Annotated in this window: 21 protein-coding genes; 7 read left to right on the forward strand and 14 right to left on the reverse strand. The window is 62.0% G+C overall.

Annotated features, from left to right (window positions below; genetic code table 11):
* Nucleotides 1–41: 41 nt before the first annotated feature.
* From OU694_RS12280 to OU694_RS12295, 4 genes are all read right to left on the reverse strand, one after another.
* Nucleotides 42–689, reverse strand: coding sequence for a phosphoribosylanthranilate isomerase (locus OU694_RS12280; protein ID WP_308911297.1), 648 nt, complete (start codon nucleotides 687–689; stop codon nucleotides 42–44).
* A 97-nt stretch (nucleotides 690–786) separates the two neighbouring features.
* A complete protein-coding gene (locus tag OU694_RS12285; RefSeq protein WP_308911298.1) occupies nucleotides 787–1,227 on the reverse strand; it encodes a YqaA family protein in 441 nt (146 codons plus the stop codon).
* On the reverse strand, nucleotides 1,224–2,045 hold the full coding sequence (locus OU694_RS12290) for a crotonase/enoyl-CoA hydratase family protein (RefSeq protein WP_308911299.1): 822 nt from the start codon (nucleotides 2,043–2,045) through the stop codon (nucleotides 1,224–1,226). The genes OU694_RS12285 and OU694_RS12290 overlap by 4 nt, the downstream gene beginning before the upstream one ends.
* A gap of 5 nt (nucleotides 2,046–2,050) precedes the next feature.
* Nucleotides 2,051–2,704 carry a B3/B4 domain-containing protein gene (locus OU694_RS12295; RefSeq protein ID WP_308911300.1) on the reverse strand — a complete coding sequence of 218 codons (654 nt, stop codon included), beginning with the start codon at nucleotides 2,702–2,704 and terminating at the stop codon, nucleotides 2,051–2,053.
* A 185-nt stretch (nucleotides 2,705–2,889) separates the two neighbouring features.
* On the opposite strand from OU694_RS12295, the gene OU694_RS12300 reads away from it, so the two are divergent.
* Genes OU694_RS12300 through OU694_RS12310 form a run of 3 tightly spaced genes read left to right on the forward strand, consistent with a single transcriptional unit; the run spans nucleotide 2,890 to nucleotide 4,271 of the window.
* The gene (locus OU694_RS12300) at nucleotides 2,890–3,297 is read left to right on the forward strand and encodes a hypothetical protein (protein WP_308911301.1); all 408 of its coding nucleotides are present in this window, start codon (nucleotides 2,890–2,892) and stop codon (nucleotides 3,295–3,297) included.
* The gene (locus OU694_RS12305) at nucleotides 3,252–4,055 is read left to right on the forward strand and encodes a hypothetical protein (RefSeq protein ID WP_308911302.1); all 804 of its coding nucleotides are present in this window, start codon (nucleotides 3,252–3,254) and stop codon (nucleotides 4,053–4,055) included. Before OU694_RS12300 ends, OU694_RS12305 begins: the two co-directional genes overlap by 46 nt.
* Nucleotides 4,056–4,064: 9 nt before the next feature.
* Nucleotides 4,065–4,271, forward strand: a complete 207-nt coding sequence (locus OU694_RS12310; protein WP_308911303.1) for a hypothetical protein — start codon at nucleotides 4,065–4,067, stop codon at nucleotides 4,269–4,271.
* Nucleotides 4,272–4,319: 48 nt separating this feature from the next.
* Here the strand turns inward: OU694_RS12310 and OU694_RS12315 are convergent, their stop codons facing one another.
* The 4 genes from OU694_RS12315 to OU694_RS12330 form a co-directional block, all read right to left on the reverse strand.
* On the reverse strand, nucleotides 4,320–6,530 hold the full coding sequence (locus OU694_RS12315; protein ID WP_308911304.1) for a 3-hydroxyacyl-CoA dehydrogenase NAD-binding domain-containing protein: 2,211 nt from the start codon (nucleotides 6,528–6,530) through the stop codon (nucleotides 4,320–4,322).
* 21 nt (nucleotides 6,531–6,551) lie between these two features.
* Nucleotides 6,552–7,757 carry an acetyl-CoA C-acetyltransferase gene (locus OU694_RS12320; protein WP_308911305.1) on the reverse strand — a complete coding sequence of 402 codons (1,206 nt, stop codon included), beginning with the start codon at nucleotides 7,755–7,757 and terminating at the stop codon, nucleotides 6,552–6,554.
* Between the two features lie 31 nt (nucleotides 7,758–7,788).
* Nucleotides 7,789–9,582, reverse strand: a complete 1,794-nt coding sequence (locus OU694_RS12325) for an acyl-CoA dehydrogenase C-terminal domain-containing protein (protein WP_308911306.1) — start codon at nucleotides 9,580–9,582, stop codon at nucleotides 7,789–7,791.
* Nucleotides 9,583–9,648: 66 nt separating this feature from the next.
* The gene (locus OU694_RS12330; protein WP_308911307.1) at nucleotides 9,649–10,089 is read right to left on the reverse strand and encodes a MerR family transcriptional regulator; all 441 of its coding nucleotides are present in this window, start codon (nucleotides 10,087–10,089) and stop codon (nucleotides 9,649–9,651) included.
* A 184-nt stretch (nucleotides 10,090–10,273) separates the two neighbouring features.
* Here OU694_RS12330 and OU694_RS12335 point away from each other — a divergent pair, with 184 nt between their 5' ends.
* The gene (locus OU694_RS12335) at nucleotides 10,274–10,639 is read left to right on the forward strand and encodes an Mpo1-like protein (RefSeq protein ID WP_308911308.1); all 366 of its coding nucleotides are present in this window, start codon (nucleotides 10,274–10,276) and stop codon (nucleotides 10,637–10,639) included.
* A 7-nt stretch (nucleotides 10,640–10,646) separates the two neighbouring features.
* Here OU694_RS12335 and OU694_RS12340 read toward each other — a convergent pair whose 3' ends face one another.
* On the reverse strand, nucleotides 10,647–11,462 hold the full coding sequence (locus OU694_RS12340) for a transporter substrate-binding domain-containing protein (protein ID WP_308911309.1): 816 nt from the start codon (nucleotides 11,460–11,462) through the stop codon (nucleotides 10,647–10,649).
* Between the two features lie 109 nt (nucleotides 11,463–11,571).
* Complete coding sequence (locus OU694_RS12345) at nucleotides 11,572–12,066, reverse strand: hypothetical protein (RefSeq protein ID WP_308911310.1); 495 nt, start codon at nucleotides 12,064–12,066, stop codon at nucleotides 11,572–11,574.
* A gap of 246 nt (nucleotides 12,067–12,312) precedes the next feature.
* Here OU694_RS12345 and OU694_RS12350 point away from each other — a divergent pair, with 246 nt between their 5' ends.
* Nucleotides 12,313–13,254: a sulfite exporter TauE/SafE family protein gene (locus OU694_RS12350; protein ID WP_308911311.1), complete on the forward strand. Its 942-nt coding sequence runs from the start codon at nucleotides 12,313–12,315 to the stop codon at nucleotides 13,252–13,254.
* Nucleotides 13,251–14,000, forward strand: a complete 750-nt coding sequence (locus tag OU694_RS12355; protein ID WP_308911312.1) for a TIGR02186 family protein — start codon at nucleotides 13,251–13,253, stop codon at nucleotides 13,998–14,000. The genes OU694_RS12350 and OU694_RS12355 overlap by 4 nt, the downstream gene beginning before the upstream one ends.
* Here OU694_RS12355 and OU694_RS12360 read toward each other — a convergent pair.
* From OU694_RS12360 to OU694_RS12375, 4 genes are all read right to left on the reverse strand, one after another.
* On the reverse strand, nucleotides 13,997–14,233 hold the full coding sequence (locus OU694_RS12360) for a sulfurtransferase TusA family protein (RefSeq protein WP_308911313.1): 237 nt from the start codon (nucleotides 14,231–14,233) through the stop codon (nucleotides 13,997–13,999). The two genes, OU694_RS12355 and OU694_RS12360, sit on opposite strands and share 4 nt — an antisense overlap.
* A gap of 268 nt (nucleotides 14,234–14,501) precedes the next feature.
* Nucleotides 14,502–14,726, reverse strand: coding sequence for a hypothetical protein (locus tag OU694_RS12365; RefSeq protein WP_308911314.1), 225 nt, complete (start codon nucleotides 14,724–14,726; stop codon nucleotides 14,502–14,504).
* Between the two features lie 181 nt (nucleotides 14,727–14,907).
* Entirely contained in the window at nucleotides 14,908–15,582 is a 675-nt protein-coding gene (gene bioD / locus OU694_RS12370; protein ID WP_308911315.1) for a dethiobiotin synthase, read from the reverse strand.
* On the reverse strand, nucleotides 15,579–16,766 hold the full coding sequence (locus OU694_RS12375; protein ID WP_308911316.1) for an aminotransferase class I/II-fold pyridoxal phosphate-dependent enzyme: 1,188 nt from the start codon (nucleotides 16,764–16,766) through the stop codon (nucleotides 15,579–15,581). The genes bioD and OU694_RS12375 overlap by 4 nt, the downstream gene beginning before the upstream one ends.
* 113 nt (nucleotides 16,767–16,879) lie before the next feature.
* On the opposite strand from OU694_RS12375, the gene bioB reads away from it, so the two are divergent.
* A complete protein-coding gene (bioB, locus tag OU694_RS12380) occupies nucleotides 16,880–17,875 on the forward strand; it encodes a biotin synthase BioB (protein ID WP_308911317.1) in 996 nt (331 codons plus the stop codon).
* Nucleotide 17,876: the final 1 nt, after the last annotated feature.

The raw sequence follows: 17,876 nt of genomic DNA on the forward strand, positions 1-17,876 counted from the left end.
GTCCTTCGGGGAGAGAGGGTCGCGCTGGGTTTATGCCATGCCTAGATAGGGCTTTTGGCAGCTTTTAGGAAGGCCTCAATCTTCTCGGTCGACTTTTCGCCGGGCGCGGATTCGACGCCCGACGAAACGTCAAGCGCGGGGGCACCGCTCAGGCTGATGGCCTCAGCCACATTTTCCGCCGTCAGGCCGCCTGCGAGGAACCAGGGCAGGGCAATATCCTGACCCTGCATCAGGCCCCACGGGAAACTGACCGCATTGCCGCCGGGCAGGGCATCCGCCGTGGCGGGGGGCTTGGCATCAAAAAGAAGGGCGTCGGCATGGCCGTACCAGCGCCGGGCGTCGGCCACGTCCCCGGCGGTCGCAACAGGCACGGCCTTGATGACATTGAGGCCGAAGCGGGCCCGCACGAGGCTCGCGAATTTGGGTGTTTCGTCGCCGTGCAGCTGGATCCAGTCCAGATCAAGCGCATCGACGGCCGCGCTCAGGAGCGCGAAATCCGGATCGACAAACACGCCGACCCGTTCCGGCCCGTGCGGCAGGCGGTCGCGCAGGCGCACGGCATCGACCATCGTCAGGTGCCGGGGGGAACGTTCGAAAAACACAAAACCGAGGTAATCGGCGCCTGCCTTGGCGGCGGTCAGGGCGTCTTCAGGGCGTTTCAGCCCGCAAATCTTCACACGTGGCGGCATAGGTCTCTGTCGGTATCCAGGCTGTCATTTCTTCTTGGTTGGGGCAGAGCCTAGTGGTGGCAAGGCGACCCGCGCAAGCGAATTGTGACAGTTCCGTTCAGCCCGCAGGTACAAGGGCAGCAAGAACAAGATAGCGCCCGAGTTTGGCAACAATGAGGAAGCCGAGCACGACAAGGAAGCGCTCCCGCATCACGCCGGCGGCGAGCACCAGCGGATCCCCGATGAAGGGCGCCCAGCTGAGAAGAAGCGTCCAGCGGCCCCAGCGGGTATAGGTGCGTCGGGCGCGGTCCAGCGCCTTGGGCTTTACCGGAAACCACCACTTGTCCTTGAAATGCTCGATCCAGAGCCCGAGCATCCAGGTGGTGAGGCTGCCAAGGACATTGCCGACGGTAGCGGCGGCGACCAGGGCAGGGACGCTGGCCGCACCTCTGGATATCAGGGCAGCCAGCATGATTTCGGATTGGGCAGGCAGGATGCTGGCGGCCAGAAAGGCGGTAAGAAAGACACTGCCAAGCGCAGAAAGTTCGCTGAAGTTCATCCCGCCAGCAGGTCTTTGAAATCGGCAGGTTGTTTGGTCATCGAGGCAGTGGCAGCCTTCATGAGGTCTTCCCCGATCAGCATGCCGGCATTCCATGTGGCAACATAATCTAGCCCGTCCTCGATCGTATGGTTGCGGGCATGGTTCATCACCGCCTTGGTGCCGACCACTGCAAGCGGGCTTTTGGAGGCGATGAGGGCGGCCATTTCCTGCGCCGCAGCCATCAGGGCGTCGCGGCCTTCATGGAGGTGCGTCACCAGCCCGCGCGACAGGGCCTCGGCAGCCTCCACGCGGCGCCCGGTGAGGGCCAGCTCGCGCACAAGGCCGTCCGACAGCACATGGCGGGCGCGTTGCAGGGTACCAAGGTCGGCGACAATACCGACATCGACTTCCTTGATGGCGAACCAGCTGTCGGTTGTCGCGATGCGGATGTCGGCAGCGGCGATCAGGTCGATCCCACCCCCGATACAGGCGCCGTGGATGGCGGCGATCACCGGCACGCGGCAGCGTTCCACCACGCTCATGGCGTCCTGCAGCCAATGGATGCGGCGGCGCAGGCGGTCACGCGCGCGGGCCGGGTCGCCGCTCGTGTCGCCCATCACATTGGCGGTATCCATCAGGTCGAGCCCGGCGGTGAAATGCTTGCCGTTCGCATTCAGGATCACAGCGCGGACCGAGGGATTGTCGTCAATCGCTGCAAACACTGCCTGCATTTCACCGAAATAGGCGGCGTTCATCGCGTTCATCTTGCCCGGCCGGTTCATGGTTACGGTGGCGACGGGGCCTTCGATGGTCAGGGTCAGCGTTTCGTAGGTCATGGCGATCAGGCTCCTTCGGGCAGGCACCAGGTTTCGATGAGATGGGCGGCAAGCTCGGTCGCCGTGCGGATATCGTCCTGCGGGCGGTTGAGGCCATAAAGGACAAAAAGCATGATGTCGGTCTTCCCGTCGACAGCGGTCCTGAGGCTATCCATATAGGGGCTGCCGAAGGGGCCTTTCTCATCGAAAAAGACGGGAAGACCCTCGATATTCACGGTGCTTTTGCCGACGGTTTCGTAAGCTTCGCCGGCGTCGCCGACGCGCAGCAGGCATTCCCCGACCGTCCATGAAATGTCATAGACGCCGGCCGAAAAGCCGGTTTGCAGGGACACGAGATTGCACACATCCACCACATTGCTGATGGACGGGATTTCAAGAGCACCGATGGCGCGGCGGATCAGCCGTTCGGCGGAGGGGCGATAGCGGCTCGGATCCTTGCCGCAGGCCTTGAAGGCGCGGCGCGTGGCGGCGACCACGGGGTCGCTTGAGGCCGCCTCGCCGAGCATCGACTGGCGGCGCGCATCCGCTGCTTCGGCCACGGCGGTGACAAGCGGCTCCGGCGAGGCCGCGACAGCCACCTGTGTCACGAAAGTGCCAAGGCAGACTTCGACGCCATAATCGGCAAATTCCGGATCGATCGAATAGATGAACTTGTTCACTCGCGGCCTTTCTGACCCTTTGCCAGGGTGCCTACAGGATGGGCTTTGGCCGCGGCGCGATCAAGGGATTTGATGCGACGATATGGGGCATCCTCTCGAAGTCCCGGTTCACTTATAAATTGATAAAAGTCTGCAACGGTGGTATTTGCATCTCATAGTTGATTTCAGGATGGCGGGGGCTTGCCTTGAAAAACGGCTATGTTCCCTTTTGTCTGATGGTCATGTCCTTGTCGCTTGGCGGTTGCACCAGTGTGCGGATCGGCGAAGGACAGGGACAAACGCACTGGCACTTCGGTTTCGTGAAAATTGTGGAGCCCGTCACAAGCGGTGTTCCGGAAGCTTACAAGCTCGATATGGCGGGGATTTCCATCGGGTCTTCCCTCATGCTTGGCTGGTCCAGCCGCGAGGAAGTGTTGCTGCCGCTTGCGCCGTTGCCAGCAGCAGGCCGTCGCCCGGAAGCTCCTTGCCATCTCGTTGTCATTATCCGTTCAACGGCCGAGGCGCGCCACGCCCGGTCTATCCTTGAAGGGCTGGAGGGGGTCGATCCATGCATGGTTTCATTCGACGGAGAATTGCCAGTTGTTTCGCAGTAGCTGCGTTAGCATTTGTGCTGACTGGCTGCGCTCAGATGAGCAGACATTCCAACATGTTGGTGTTCGGGACGAATACGACTGTTGGCGTGAATGTCGGCAAGGATGCGACCCAGACACCAACAATACAGATCGGGTTCAACCGGCAGGAGGCGGCGCTGGTGCCGCTGCTTGCCAACACTGAGGTTGGCAACCGGGACAAGCTCGACCCCTGCGATCCGGTCCCGAATGCCAACGATTGTCATTTCCGCGCGGATAACAGCGTTGAAGGCGAAAACCGCAAGAACAGGGATTCCTATTCGGTACTTGCCAGTTTCGGAGCTACGGCCGGCGCGGAAAGCAACGGGGCAGAGGTTACAGTCGCGCAGTATTTCGCAACGGGGGTAGCGGCACAACTGCTTGCTGAAAGCGGCGGCGCCAACGTTGTGCAGGCAGGTGGCAATTCGGGTGAGATTGCCAAAGCTGCAGCAGCGACAGCGGATAAACGTCGGGCGGCAATCGAGAAGGAAATGCAGAACGCCAAAAACTATGAGGGGCAGATCGACAAGGGGCAGGTGGCAGCCAAGGCGATCCTCGGCAAGGATGCGGACCCGGTGACGGACGAAACTCTCAAGGCGCTTGCCGACAAGATCGGGGTCGCGGGCTGCTCATTCGATGCATTGAAAGGAAATGACCGCCGGACCGTGAAGCAGTTCCTCGCGGAAACAAAGGAAAAGAACTTCCAATGCCTCGCGCGTTTGGCGCGGTTGGTTGATCAATAGGAGCAGATGATGCCGGGAAAGCTGGAAACCTATGATGTTGAGTCTGATGCGATCGGTGCGCGGGATCATTACAACCACAATCTGGGTCGGCGGGCGACCGTCTTTCAGGTGCCGGGGGCAAGCTGCACCGACTTTGGAGGCGGCGGTTTTGACGATATTTTCAAACCGGACCAGAACTCGCCCAAGTGGATATTGGTGGTCGAAGACCTGAACTAGAAAAAGGGCCGCTTTCGCGGCCCTTCCGGTTTCTGATGTCAGCGTCCCTCAGGCCGCGAGTTTGCCGCGCGGATCGCCCTTCTTGTAGAAGGTCTCGCCTTTGGCGGCCATGTCCTTCAGGAGCTTCGGCGGGGCGAAGCGGCTGCCGTAGGCCTGGGCCAGACGCTCGGCCACGGCCACAAAGTTGGCAACGCCCATCGTGTCGATATAGCTGAAGGGGCCACCGGTCCAGGGCGCGAAGCCCCAGCCGAAGATGGCGCCGATGTCGCCGGACGACGCATCAATGAGCACGCCTTCCTCGAAGCAACGGGCAGCTTCCACGGCCTGACGCACCAGAAGGCGGGTCTTCACTTCATCGACAGTCGGCTGCTCGGCCGCTACCGGGAAATGCTCGGCAAGGCCGGGCCACAGATGCTTGGGCGAACCGTCAGCCGGGTACTCGTAAGCGCCCTTGCCGTTCTTGCGGCCGAACCGCTCCAGTTCCACTACCATCTTTTCGACGAAGGCATCGGCGGGCGTGCCCACATAGGCCGAGCCGAGGGCTTCGCGGGTTGCCTTGCCGATCTTGTAGGAAAGGTCGATAGCAACCTCGTCACCCACCGCAAGCGGGCCGACCGGCATGCCGACCATCTTGCCGGCATTGTCAATGAGCGCGGGGTTCACGCCTTCCTGCACCATGGCGTAGCCTTCGGTCACATAGGTGCCGAAGCAGCGGCTGGTGTAGAAGCCGCGGCTGTCGTTGACGACAATCGGCGTCTTCTTGATTTGCGCCACATAATCGAGCGCGAGGGCACGGGTCGCATCATCGGTTTTCTCGCCGAGGATGATTTCCACGAGCGGCATCTTGTCGACGGGCGAGAAGAAGTGAATGCCGATGAACTGGTGCGGCCGCGTGAAGTTTTTGGCGAGGCCCGAAATCGGCAGCGTCGAGGTGTTCGAGGCAAACACGATATCCTTGCCGATCACGGCTTCGGTTTTCTCGGTCACGTCTTTCTTGATCGAGGGGTCTTCGAAAACGGCCTCGATGATCAGGTCGCAGTCGGCAAGATCGTTATAGTCCGAGGTTGTCTTGATCTTGGCGAGGAGGGCTTCGCCCTTTTCTTTCGAGACCTTGCCGCGCGAAACGCCTTTTTCGACGAGCTTGCGGCTATAGTCCTTGCCCTTCTCGGCAGCAGCTTCGTCGCGGTCCAGCAGGACCACGTCCATGCCGGCCTTGGCGGACACATAGGCGACACCAGCGCCCATCATGCCGGCGCCGAGCATGCCGAGCTTCTTGATCGTCTTCCGCTCGAAACCTGCCGGGCGGAGCGAGCCTTTTTCGACCGCACCCTTGTTGATGAAGAGCGTGCGGATCATGTTGCCGGCGACCGGGTTTTTCAGGAGCTTCAGGAAATATTTGCTCTCGATGCGGATCGCGGTATCGAAATCGACGACGCCACCTTCATAGAGGCACGACAGGATCGCCTGGATGGCCGGGTAATTGTGCTGGGTCTGCTTCTGCGCCATGGCGTTGGCACCGATGAAGGTCTGCACGGCGGCCGGGTTCATGGCACCGGCGCCACCCGGATATTTGAAGCCTTTCTTGTCCCACGGGGCAAGGACCGACGGGGTTTTCTTGACCCATTCCTTGGCGGTTTCAACGACCTTGTCGGCGGGCACCACGGCCTGCACGATGCCAAGGCCCATGGCCGTCATCGGATTATAGGGCGCGCCGGTGGTGATCGCTTGCGCAGCCGCCTGAATGCCCACAAGGCGCGGTAGGCGCTGCGTGCCACCGCCACCCGGCAGAAGGCCGACCTGGCTTTCCGGCAGGCCAAGCTGCAGCTTCGGATCGTCGGCAACCACACGGTGATGGCAGGCGAGCACCAGTTCAAGCCCGCCGCCAAGGGCGAGGCCGTTCACGGCTGCGGCGAAGGGCTTGGTGCCTTCAAGCTGCAGCTGCTTCTTCGGCTTGCCGCCGGTTTCAAGCTTGCGGAGAATCCTGTTCAGGCGGAAGGCGTTTTCGAACTCTTCCTCCAGCGTCATGGGCTTGTCGCCCGATGAAGCCAGCATGTTGAGGTCGGCGCCTGCAAGGAAGGCGGGCTTGCCCGAGGTGATCACAGCACCCTTGATGGCGGCGTCGCCAAGCACCTTGTCGACGGCTTCGTCGAGGTCGGCAATCAGGTCGGCGTTGAACACATTCATGCTGACGCCGGGCAGGTCGATGGTGAGGAGGGCGATGCCGTCGCCGTCAACCTCGAAACGGATGGTCTTGCTCATGGTATGGTCTCCCCCGAGGTATCAGATACGTTCGATGATGGTGGCGGTGCCCATGCCGGCGCCGATGCAAAGCGTGACAAGCGCGGTCGACTTGTTCGTGCGCTCCAGCTCGTCCAGCACGGTGCCGAGGATCATGGCGCCGGTGGCACCCAAGGGGTGACCCATGGCAATCGCGCCGCCGTTCACGTTCATGATCGAATGGTCGACATTCAGAGCTTCCATGAAGCGCAGGACAACCGCCGCGAAGGCTTCGTTCAGTTCATAAAGGTCGATGTCCGACGCTTTCATGCCGGCCTTTTTCAGCGCCTTTTCAGCGGCGAACGACGGGCCCGTCAGCATGATGGTGGGTTCGGAACCGACCGACGCCATGGCGCGGATGCGGGCACGCGGCTTGAGGCCGGCTTTGGAGCCTGCGTCCTTGGAGCCGACGAGAACAGCAGCCGAACCATCCACGATACCCGACGAGTTGCCGGCATGGTGCACGTGATTGATCCGCTCGACTTCCGGATAGCGCTGCAGGGCCACGTTATCGAAGCCGATTTCACCCATCTGGGCGAAGGAGGGTTTCAGGGCGCCAAGCGACTGCATGGTGGTTTCAGGGCGCATGAATTCGTCATGGGCAAGCACGCTCATGCCGATCACGTCCTTCACCGGCACGATCGATTTGGTGAAGCGCTTTTCGTCCCACGATTTCTTGGCGCGGATCTGGCTTTCAACGGCATAGGCGTCCACATCGTCGCGGCTGTAGCCGTACTTGGTGGCGATCAGGTCGGCCGAAATGCCCTGCGGTACGAAATAGGATTTGAAGGCAACGGACGGATCAACCGGCCACGCGCCGCCGTCTGACCCCATAGGTACGCGGCTCATGCTCTCCACACCGCCGCCGATGGCGAAATCGGCTTCGCCGGACATGACCTTTGCGGCCGCGAGGTTCACGGCTTCAAGGCCCGAGGCGCAGAAGCGGTTCACCTGGAAGCCGGCGGTGGTTTCAGCGTAGCCGGCATTGATGGCCGAAACGCGAGCGATATCGGCGCCCTGTTCGCCCACAGGCGACACGCAGCCGAGGATCACATCGTCAACAAGCGAGGTATCGAGATTGTTGCGGTCACGCACGGCTTCCAGCATCTGGGTCGAAAGCTGGATCGGGGTGATTTCATGCAGCGCGCCATCGGCCCGCCCCTTGCCGCGCGGGGTGCGCACGGCGTCATAGATGAAAGCTTCGGTCATTGGGGTCTCCCTCCTCAAGGATTGTATCGGATCAGAACGCTTCGGCGGCGAGCGCCATCAATTCTTCCGACCCGGACTCGATTTCGGCCAGAAGCGCACGGGTTTCGGTCATGCGGCGCTTGATATAGTAGCGGGCGGTGACCAGCTTGTTCTCATGGAAGGTGGGGTCGTCGGTCCCGTCTTCAAGGGCGGTTTTCGAGACCCGCGCCATCTTGAGCCACATATAGCCCAGAATGACATGCCCGGCGAGGTGCATGTAGGGCGTGGAGGCGGCACCGGCATTGTCCGGGTTCGCCATCGCATTCTGCATCAGCCACAGGGTGGCACGCTGCCAGCTGGCAAGCGCCTTCTCCATCGGCTCGATGATGTCATCAAGGCCGCCGGCAGCCTTGTTCGACGCAATTTCTTCGCCGATCAGCTTAAAGAGCATCTGGATGGCCTTGCCGCCCTTGGCCGGCAGTTTGCGGCCAACGAGATCGAGCGCCTGGATGCCGTTGGCGCCTTCGTAAATCTGGCTGATGCGAGCATCGCGAACGAACTGTTCCATGCCCCATTCGGCCACATAGCCGTGACCGCCGAAGACCTGCTGGCAGGCCACGGACGATTCGAAACCGCGGTCGGTGAACACACCCTTGATGATGGGGGTGAGGAGACCGACCAGATCCTCGGCCTCGTCGCGTTCTTCCTCGGTCGGTGCATTGTGCGACTGGTCAACCAGAAGGGCTGCCCAGATCGCGATGCCGCGGGCGGCTTCGGCGAACGAGCGGGCGTTCATCAGGTTGCGGCGCACGTCGGCATGCACGATGATCGGGTCGGCCGGCTTGTCCGGGAACTGCGGGCCCTTCAGGCTGCGGCCCTGCAGGCGATCTTTGGCATAGGCCACGGCATTCTGGTAGGCGACCTCGGCATGGCCGAGGCCTTCCACACCCACGCCAAGGCGGGCGGCATTCATCATGATGAACATGGAACGAAGGCCCTTGTTCGGCTCGCCGATCAGGTAGCCGGTCGCTTCGTCATAGTTCATCACGCAGGTCGAGTTGGCATGGATGCCCATCTTATGCTCCAGCGAGCCGCAGATGACGCCGTTGCGCTCGCCAAGGCTGCCGTCTTCCTTCACGAGGAATTTGGGCACGATGAAAAGCGAGATGCCCTTGGTGCCCTTCGGCGCATCAGGCAGGCGGGCGAGCACCAGATGGATGATGTTCTCGCTCATGTCATGTTCGCCGGCCGAGATGAAAATCTTGGTGCCGGTGATCTTGTAGGTGCCGTCGGCCTGCGGCTCTGCCTTGGTGCGCAGCATGCCGAGGTCGGTGCCGCAATGCGGCTCGGTCAGGTTCATGGTGCCGGTCCAGAGGCCTTCGACCATCTTCGGCAGGTAGGTCTCTTTCTGCTCCTGCGTGCCATCGATGCGGATCGCTGCCATGGCGCCGTTCGAAAGGCCGGGATACATGGCGAACGAATGGTTGGCGCCGACCATCATTTCCTCAAGGCAGATGCCAAGGACATGGGGCAGGCCCTGCCCGCCAAACTCGGGGTCGGCGGTAAGTCCGGCCCAGCCGCCTTCCACATATTTGGCGTAGGCTTCCTTGAAGCCTTTGGGCGTTGTCACATCGCCGTTTTCGGCGCGGGTGCAGCCTTCCTGATCGCCCGACAGGTTCAGCGGCTGCAGCTCGCGTTCGGCAAACTTGGCGGCTTCCTCGAGGATGGCGGCAATGAGATCCGGCGTCGCATCCGCGTAGCCCGGCAGGTTCGAATAGTTGCCGATCTGCAGAACATCGTTCAGCAGGAACATCATGTCTTTGACGGGGGCCTTGTAGCTTGGCATGGCTCTTTCCTCAGGGTCTGGTCAGTCTGTTTCGGTTCGGGAGAGGGTATCGCGGGCGGCTTTCAATCAGCCGTCCCATGGATTTCGAAGCTGCGGCGGCTCGCCCGTGTCCTTGCGGACCCAACGGCCGCCGGGCGCAGGCACCAGATTTTCAAGCGTGTCGCAAAATCCGGTCAGTTCGGTGATCGTCTCGTCGATATCGGCACGCTGGGCCTCGAGGGCAGCGATGCGCTCGCGGCATTTGGCCAGCGTCACCTGCCGCTGCGTCTCGCGCCCGTCGCCGAGCTCATAGAGCCGCAGCATATCGGCAATTTCGGAAAGGGAGAAGCCGACCCGGCGGCCGCGCAGGATCCAGGCGATCCGCACCCGGTCGGCGGCCGAATAGGTACGGTTCTGGCCGACGCGCGCCGGCGCCACGAGGCCTTGTTCCTCGTAATGCCTCAGCGTGCGGGCGGTGATACCGAACTCCGCAGCCAGATCCTTGATGCTGTAGGCAAGCTCGCCCATGGGGCCTTCAACTTCCTTTCCCGTCCGGCAGAGACGCTACTTTACGTTAACGTAAACGTCAACACGCGAACCCCGCGATTGCCTTGGGGCTTGAATAGGCTTATGTTTTTAGACGGGAGAGTTTGATAATCCGGGAAGCGTGGTCATGGAAGCCGCGCGACTCGGACACCAAGGAGGGGTTTCGATGAGCAGCAACCGGTTCACGTCATTCAGGGAATTTTTCCCCTATTATCTGGCCGAGCATTCGGTGCCGACCTGCAGGGCGCTCCATTATACGGGGACGATCCTTGGCACCGGCGTGGCGCTCTACGCACTCCTCACCATGCAATGGTGGATGCTGCTTCTGTATCCCCTCATTGGCTATGGCTTTGCCTGGGTCGGCCACTTTTTCATCGAGCATAACAAACCCGCCACCTTCACCTATCCGCGCTGGAGCTGGATGGGGGATTACAAGATGCTGTGGCTGTGGATGACCGGCCGCCTGAAACCCGCGCTTGAAGACGCCGAAAAGCTGTACGGGCAGGGCACGGGCGCGGTGAACCGGGCCTGAGGCTCGCTCAATTCTCGCCGGGTGATATCTCGACGCTGTATCTCGCCAGAAGCTTCGGCCATTCCGGGCTTTCCGTCAGCGCCTTCAGGCGCGCTTCAAGATCCGGCCGCGTGGGTGGGATCATGGCTTTCAGCATATAGGTGGATAGCGGCGTGGCGACTTCCTGCACGCGGTCAAGCTCCGCGGCAATGACTTCGCGGTGCTGGCGCACGAAGCGGATGGTTGAACGCTGGATATAGGTGAAATCGGCGCGCTCGAACAGCACCCGCTTGAGCAGCGCATGGGTGCCTTCGCCGTCCTGCCGGAACAGAAGGCCTTCGGTCGCCATCCGGCCTAGCGGTGGGGGCAATTGGTGGCCGCGCGTGGCAGCGATCGTCAAGCCAGCAAAGCTGGCCGGGCGCGCTGGATCGAGTGCTATGCCGGGCTTTGCCAGCAGGATATTGGCGTCTGGAAAGAGATCGACCCAGCGGAAGCGCGTCTGGGCATCCTCGCCCCAGCCCCAATCGGGCGTGACCCAAAGGACGATCCAGTCATCCTCGCAGGTTGCCCCTTCAGCGGGGCAACGCCCATCGATCCAGCCTGCCAGATCACGGTTCAGCCGCACGCGGGAAAGGACAACGGGCTCGAAGTTTTTGCCTTCTGTCTCAGCACTTTCAAGCCGCGCCGTGATGTCGGCCGTGAGGCCCGTCAGCCCTGGCAGCGGCTGCAGCACGTTGAAGGGAGGATGCTCATGATAGTCCAAGACCCGAACGGTCTCGGCCTTCGCGGCGGCGGCTGCAAAAGAGAGCAATAAAGCCGCGAAGATAGTCGATTCTTTTCTCATAAACCGCTTTTGCTGTTGCCTGGCTGCCTGACAGGTTTGGCCTTTGAAGGCCGGAAGTCAAGACGGGGGTGGGTTGGGAAACTGCTCAGGATCATGCTGTCATGGCCGATCAGTCGCTGATGGCCGTTTCCAGCATTTTCTTCATTTCGGTGACGGCGCCCACAAAGGGTGCGCCGCTGCCGATGCTTTCGGTCAGGTTGTCGATACACTGAAGCAGCTTCAGGAGGGCGCGACGCCACAGGGGGCCGATATCCTGCAAGGCCTGGGGCGGGCGTTCCTTCGCCTGCGTGAGCAGGTCCAGAAAGTCGGTGTGGTAAAGCACCACCATCCTGATCTTGCCTTCAAGGTGAACCCCGCGCAGGGCATGGGCCTCGATATGTGCGTCGGATAACTGATAGACGGCCTCCACTGCGCGCCCTGCATGATCGCCGAAGGAGCCTAGCGTCTGACGGCAGATCTGAAGGGCCCGCATGTCGAAAAGGACGCGCTGGAACAGCGACGACAGCTCGGTCAACTCATAAAGGAAACGGCAGGTTTCCTGAACGAAGCGGGCCATTGCCTGCCGCTCTTCGCCCTCGACCACGGCAATCTCGAAATTCGCCATGTGTACCCCCCGATGTGCGTGTTCAGCCCAAGGCTGTATCATATACCGAATCGGCTGCCGGTTCCATTGCCGCCCGCTTCCCCGGGGAAATGTCACCGCAAGGGCACAGCCCGGCTACGACTGTTGGCGAGCCGATCCGTATCCGCCTCGCAACCATTTGCCTCCGTGCGGTTTTTTGGGTAGGACAGAAGAACGATCCCGTTCTATCCGGCGGCCGCGATCCGGCCGCTTCGCGCAGGGTTCCCGATGCCGCTTTATCTGCCCATCGCCGAGCTTTCGATGAATATCTTCCTCGTGGTTGCCATGGGGGGTGCCGTCGGTTTTCTGTCGGGCATGTTCGGCGTCGGTGGTGGTTTCCTGATGACCCCCCTGTTGATGTTTGCCGGCGTCCCGCCAACCGTGGCGGTGGCGACGGGTGCGAACCAGCTGACGGCGGCGAGTGTCTCCGGCGCGATGGCGCACTGGCGGCGCGGCGGGGTCGATCTCAAGATGGGGCTGGTGCTCACGGCGGGCGGCGCGGTCGGCGCTTTTGTCGGCGCGTTCCTTTTCAAGCTGTTGCGCGCGGCGGGCCAGGTGGACCTGATGATCTCGCTCGCCTATGTGCTGTTCCTTGGTGCTGTTGGCGGGCTGATGTTTGTGGAAAGCGTGCGGGCGATCTTGCGGGCGCGGGCAGGTACGCCGCCCCCGATGAAGCCGCGCGAGGAGCGTCACAAGGCGTGGATCCACAAGCTGCCGTGGAAGATGCGGTTCAAGAAATCGCGGCTTTATATCTCGGCGCTTCTGCCGCTCGGGATTGGTTTTGTGGTCGGTATCCTGTCCTCGATCATGGGGGTCGGCGGCGGCTTCATCATGGTGCCGGCGATGATCTATCTTCTCGGCATGCCGACGGGTGTGGTGATCGGCACCTCCCTTTTCCAGATCATTTTCGTGACGGCGCTGACCACCATCTTCCATTCGGTGAACACGCAAACCGTGGATATCCCCCTTGCCATCCTCCTGTTGATCGGGGCGGTGACGGGAGCGCAGATTGGCGCCAAGGTCGGGATGAAGCTGAAGCCGGAGCAGATGCGGGCTCTGCTTGCCCTCATCGTATTGCTCGTCGGCCTGCGCATGGCGGTCGATCTGGTGATCGAGCCTGCCGAGCTTTACAGCATCAGTGACATGGACGGCGCGGAGGAGCGCCCATGAAACGCTGGCTCGGCCTTCTCGCACTTTTAGCCTTAACCGCGCCTGCGTCGGCACTGGTCACCGATATTTCAGAGCGCCGGATTGAAATCCGTTACAGCTTCAACGGGGCCGATCTTATCCTGTTTGGTGCTGTCGGCTCCACTGTGCTCGGCTCCGATACGTCCGGCATCGATATCGTTGTTGTGGTGCGCGGGCCGGAAGCGCCCACGAAGCTGCGCCGCAAGGAGCGGGTCGCCGGCATCTGGGTGAACCATGGCTCGCTCACCCTGCCGTCTGCCCCCGGATACTATGCCGTGGCCGCCAACCGGCATCTGGCCGATATCGCCACGCCCGAAATCTTCACGGCTTCCGGCATCGGCTTTTCGAACTTGCGGCTGGCCTATGCAGGTGGCCCCGGCAAGGCGGAGGCGGCGCCGGAGTTCCTGAAAGCCCTTAAGCGGCTCAGGGCTGAGGACGGTCTCCTCAGGGAAGAGCTGGATGTGGTGAAGATCATCGGCGAGGGGCTTTTCCGCACCAATGTGCGCCTGCCGGCCAATGCGCCGGTCGGCCAGTATCAGGTGGATGCCTTCGTTTTTCAGGAGGGGCGGCTGCAGGCCCGCAACCGCATCGACATGACGGTCGACAAGGAAGGCTTCGAGCGCGCGGTATACAGTTTCGCGCACGAATGGCCCTTCTTTTACGGGCTCACCGCTGTTGTGATTGCACTGCTCGCCGGATGGGTCGCAGCCCTTGTCGGGCGGCGCTAGCCAGCGGTTTCGTCTGCGCCTTTTTCGATATCGAAATGATAGATGCCGTCCTTCACCTCGGCCATCAGCAGCCTGTGGCCGGCAATGGTGCAGAAGGCCGGGATATCCTTGGCAGTGACAGGGTCGGAAGCGGTGAGGTGAAGTCTTTCACCAGGCTTCAGGTCGTCCAGCGCCCGCCGCAACCGAAGCACCGGCATCGGGCATTTCAATCCTCGCGTGTCGAGTTCTTTCATTATCGTTATCTGGTCCATTCCTACTCGTCCCTTCAGCTTAGACCCCGAAAGGTCAACAGGGGATTAATAGATAGGGACAGATGAAGCGGGGATGAAGGGCTGGCACCCGTCACAAAAAGGTTGAGGCCAGCGTGGGTCACGCTGGCCCCGTGATACCCAAAATAAGGTTGAGGCCGGCATGGGTCGTGCCGGCCTCAGGGACAGGGTCATGCGGGTTCGGGTGCTGAGTGACGCCCCTGTCCAAACTGGATGGTTGGAAAACCGAAACTCAGTGAAGAACCGCCTCTTCGCCGACGATGGCTTCGGTGGCCTTGGCGCTCAGGTGCTCGTGGATCGAAAGCCAGATATCGAAGCCCTCGTCATCGCCCAGTGCCTTCATCTTCTGCAGGGCCTGATCGGCCATGAAGAAGGCATGGTTGCCGAAGTTGCGGAGGAGGTTTTCAGCCACGATGCCATAATAGATGTTCGGGTCGAAAGGCAGGGGCTGTTGCATCGCGCGTCTCCTCTTGGGCGGTTGTATCGTGCCGGTAGAGGAGCAACAGGCGTGCCAACATGGCACATGGCGGAAACACTGGATCCTTCGCGGTGCGGTACAAACGGCCTTGTCAAAATCTGCCGGGCAGGCGGCAAGGATGGCGGGGCAAAGCTTGCCTCATGGCATGCACGGCATGCCTTCAGGCCAGAAGGTGGGTCAGGTCGGGTGCCTGCGCCCAGGGCTTGTCGCCCTTGAGACGCGGCAGGGCCATCACCGGCAGGCGCACAAGTTTGGACAGTGCTTCGGCACTCTCGTAAAGATCCGGGTGGCCCCCGCCGGCGCTTTCGCTCATGACAATGGCTTTCACCGGCAGTCCGCGGGTTGCCATGGCCTCAAGCGTGGCGATCGAGTGCGACAGGGTGCCGAGATAGCTGCCGGTGACCATCAGGCTCGGCAGTTGCAGGTCGGCGATCCAGTCGGCGACGAGCGTGCGGCCGGTGAGCGGCACAAAGGCACCGCCGACCCCTTCGATGAGGCGGGTGCCATCAAGCGCCAGAAACGCGCGGCAGACTTTCAGGAGGTCGCCATAGTCAAGCGTGCGGCCTTCAAGGGCTGCCGCCATCGATGGCGCGAGCGGCGCCTTGTAGCGGAAGGGCGACAGGGCATCGAGCGTGCTGATATGGAAGGGCAGGCCCAGTGCATCGGCGATGATGCCGCTATCGCTTGCCGCCCAGTCATCATCCGTGATGCCGCTGATGATGGGCTTCAGCGCGCGGACCTTTTCGCCTGCAGCGCGAAGCTGGTGGCAAAGCGCGGCGGTGACCAGCGTCTTGCCGATCTCGGTGCCGGTGGAGGTGATGAAAAAGGCGGTCATTCGGCGGCCTTTCCAAGGGCCGATAGCCCGAGCGCGCGGACGGCGGCGATCAGCCCCGTCACATCCTCGTCCCGGTGACTTGCCGAGAAGCAGAAGCGCAGCCGCGAAGTACCTTCGGGCACGGTCGGCGGGCGGAAGGCGGTGACCTTGTAGCCGGCCTCGGCGAGTGCAGCCGACGCCGCCATCGCGTCCGCCTCGGCACCGATCACGAGGGGTACGATGGGGGTTTCGGGCGCAGGCAGGCCGAGCGCTTCGGTGAAACGCCGGGCCAGCATCACGGGCCGGGCGACCATCTCGGCGTCCGTCTCGATCAGCTCCAGCGCCTTCACGGCGGCGGCGACCGTGCCGGGCGGCAGGCCGGTGGTGTAAACGAGCGACCGGGCGCGCGTCTTCATGAGATCAATGACCGGGCGGCTCGCGGCCAGATAGCCGCCATAACCGCCGACGGCCTTCGAAAGCGTGCCCATCTGCAACGGCACAAGGCCTTCCGCCCCCATCGCTGCCACGGCACCGCGGCCACCGCCAATGGTGCCAAGGCCGTGGGCGTCATCGCTCATCAACCATGTGTCATGGTCAGCGCAAAGTTCGCCGAGCGCCTTCAGGGGGGCGATATCGCCGTCCATGGAATAAACGCCGTCCACCACCATCAGGGCGCGGTCGAACTGGCCACGCTCGGCGGCGATGATCTCAGCGGCATGGGCTACATCATTGTGGCGGAAGAAGCGGACTGTGGCGCCCGAAAGCTTCAGGCCGGCGTGGATCGAGGTATGGATCAGCTCGTCCGCGAGGATGAGGTCGGATTTGCCCACGAGCGCCGGGATGATGCCGCTGTTGGCAAGATAGCCGGAGCCGAAAACGATGGCGGCTTCCATGCCCTTGAAGGCAGCAATCTTGGCTTCCAGTTCGGCATAAAGCGGGTGGTTGCCCGTAACAAGCCGGCTGGCACCCGAACCCGCCCCATAGCGCTTCGTTGCCTCGATGGCCGCGTCGACCACAGCCGGATGCGTTGAAAGCCCTAGATAGTCGTTATCAGTGAAGCTGATCATGTCGCGCCCGCCGGCGGTCAGCGCCATGGCGGGGCCGCGGGCAGCACTCGTCAGCTCGCGGCGGCGGTTCGCTGCTTCAAGGCCCTTGAGCTTGGCGCCCGCGAATGCATCAAGGCTGAGTGTCGGTTTGTGGGTCATGGGCACCGGCTTAGGCGCTTGTCTTCGTGCCGTCAAGCACCCCCTTTTCACTTGACTATGCGGGGGCTGAGGGGCAAGGGTGCCCCGAGTTGCCGGCCTGTCGGAGACACGAGATGAATGCACCCACCCCCATCGATCCCGCCACGAATGCTGCTGATTGGGCGCCCGTTCGCCATGACTGGAAGGTCGAGGAGATCGAAGCCCTGTTCGCGCTGCCCTTCATGGAACTGATGTTCCGCGCGCAATCGGTGCACCGGCTGTATCACGATCCGAACAAGGTGCAGCTCAGCCAGCTTATCTCGATCAAGACGGGCGGCTGCGCCGAGGATTGCGGCTATTGTTCGCAGTCGGCCAAGCATTCGAAAACGACCGGGCTTTCGGCGTCCAAACTTCTGGAAGTCGAACGGGTGATTGCCGCCGCCAAAAAGGCCAAGGAAAATGGCGCATCGCGCTATTGCATGGGGGCGGCCTGGACAAGCCCGAAAGACCGCGACATGGACACACTTGTTGCGATGGTCGAGGGTGTGAAAGACCTTGGTATGGAAACCTGCATGACGCTCGGCATGCTGGATGACCATCAGGTCGGTGCCCTTAAAACCGCTGGCCTCGATTACTATAACCACAATGTGGATACGTCCGAGGAATTCTACGGCGAGATCATCACGACCCGCACCTATCAGGACCGGCTGGATACGCTGGAGCGTGTGCGCAACGCCGGGATCAATGTGTGTTCGGGCGGGATCGTCGGCATGGGCGAAAGCGTGCGCGACCGCGCCGGTATGCTGAAGACGCTCGCGAACCTGCCGAAGCATCCGGAAAGCGTGCCGATCAACATGCTCGTCGCGGTGCCCGGCACGCCCCTCGAACACGTTGAAGCGCTTGATCCGTTCGAATTCGTGCGCACCATTGCGGTTGCCCGCATTGTGATGCCGAAATCGGAGGTGCGCCTGTCGGCCGGTCGCCAGACCATGAGCGAAGAAACGCAGGCGCTGTGCTTCCTCGCCGGCGCCAGCTCGATCTTCTACGGCGAGCAGCTCCTGACCACGGCGAACCCGGAAAACAGCCGCGACCGCAAGCTTTTCGACAAGCTCGGCCTGCAGCCCGCCTGAG

Origin of the sequence: Pseudokordiimonas caeni (assembly GCF_026719705.1) — a bacterium.
GTDB classification, from domain to species: domain Bacteria; phylum Pseudomonadota; class Alphaproteobacteria; order Sphingomonadales; family Kordiimonadaceae; genus Gimibacter; species Gimibacter caeni.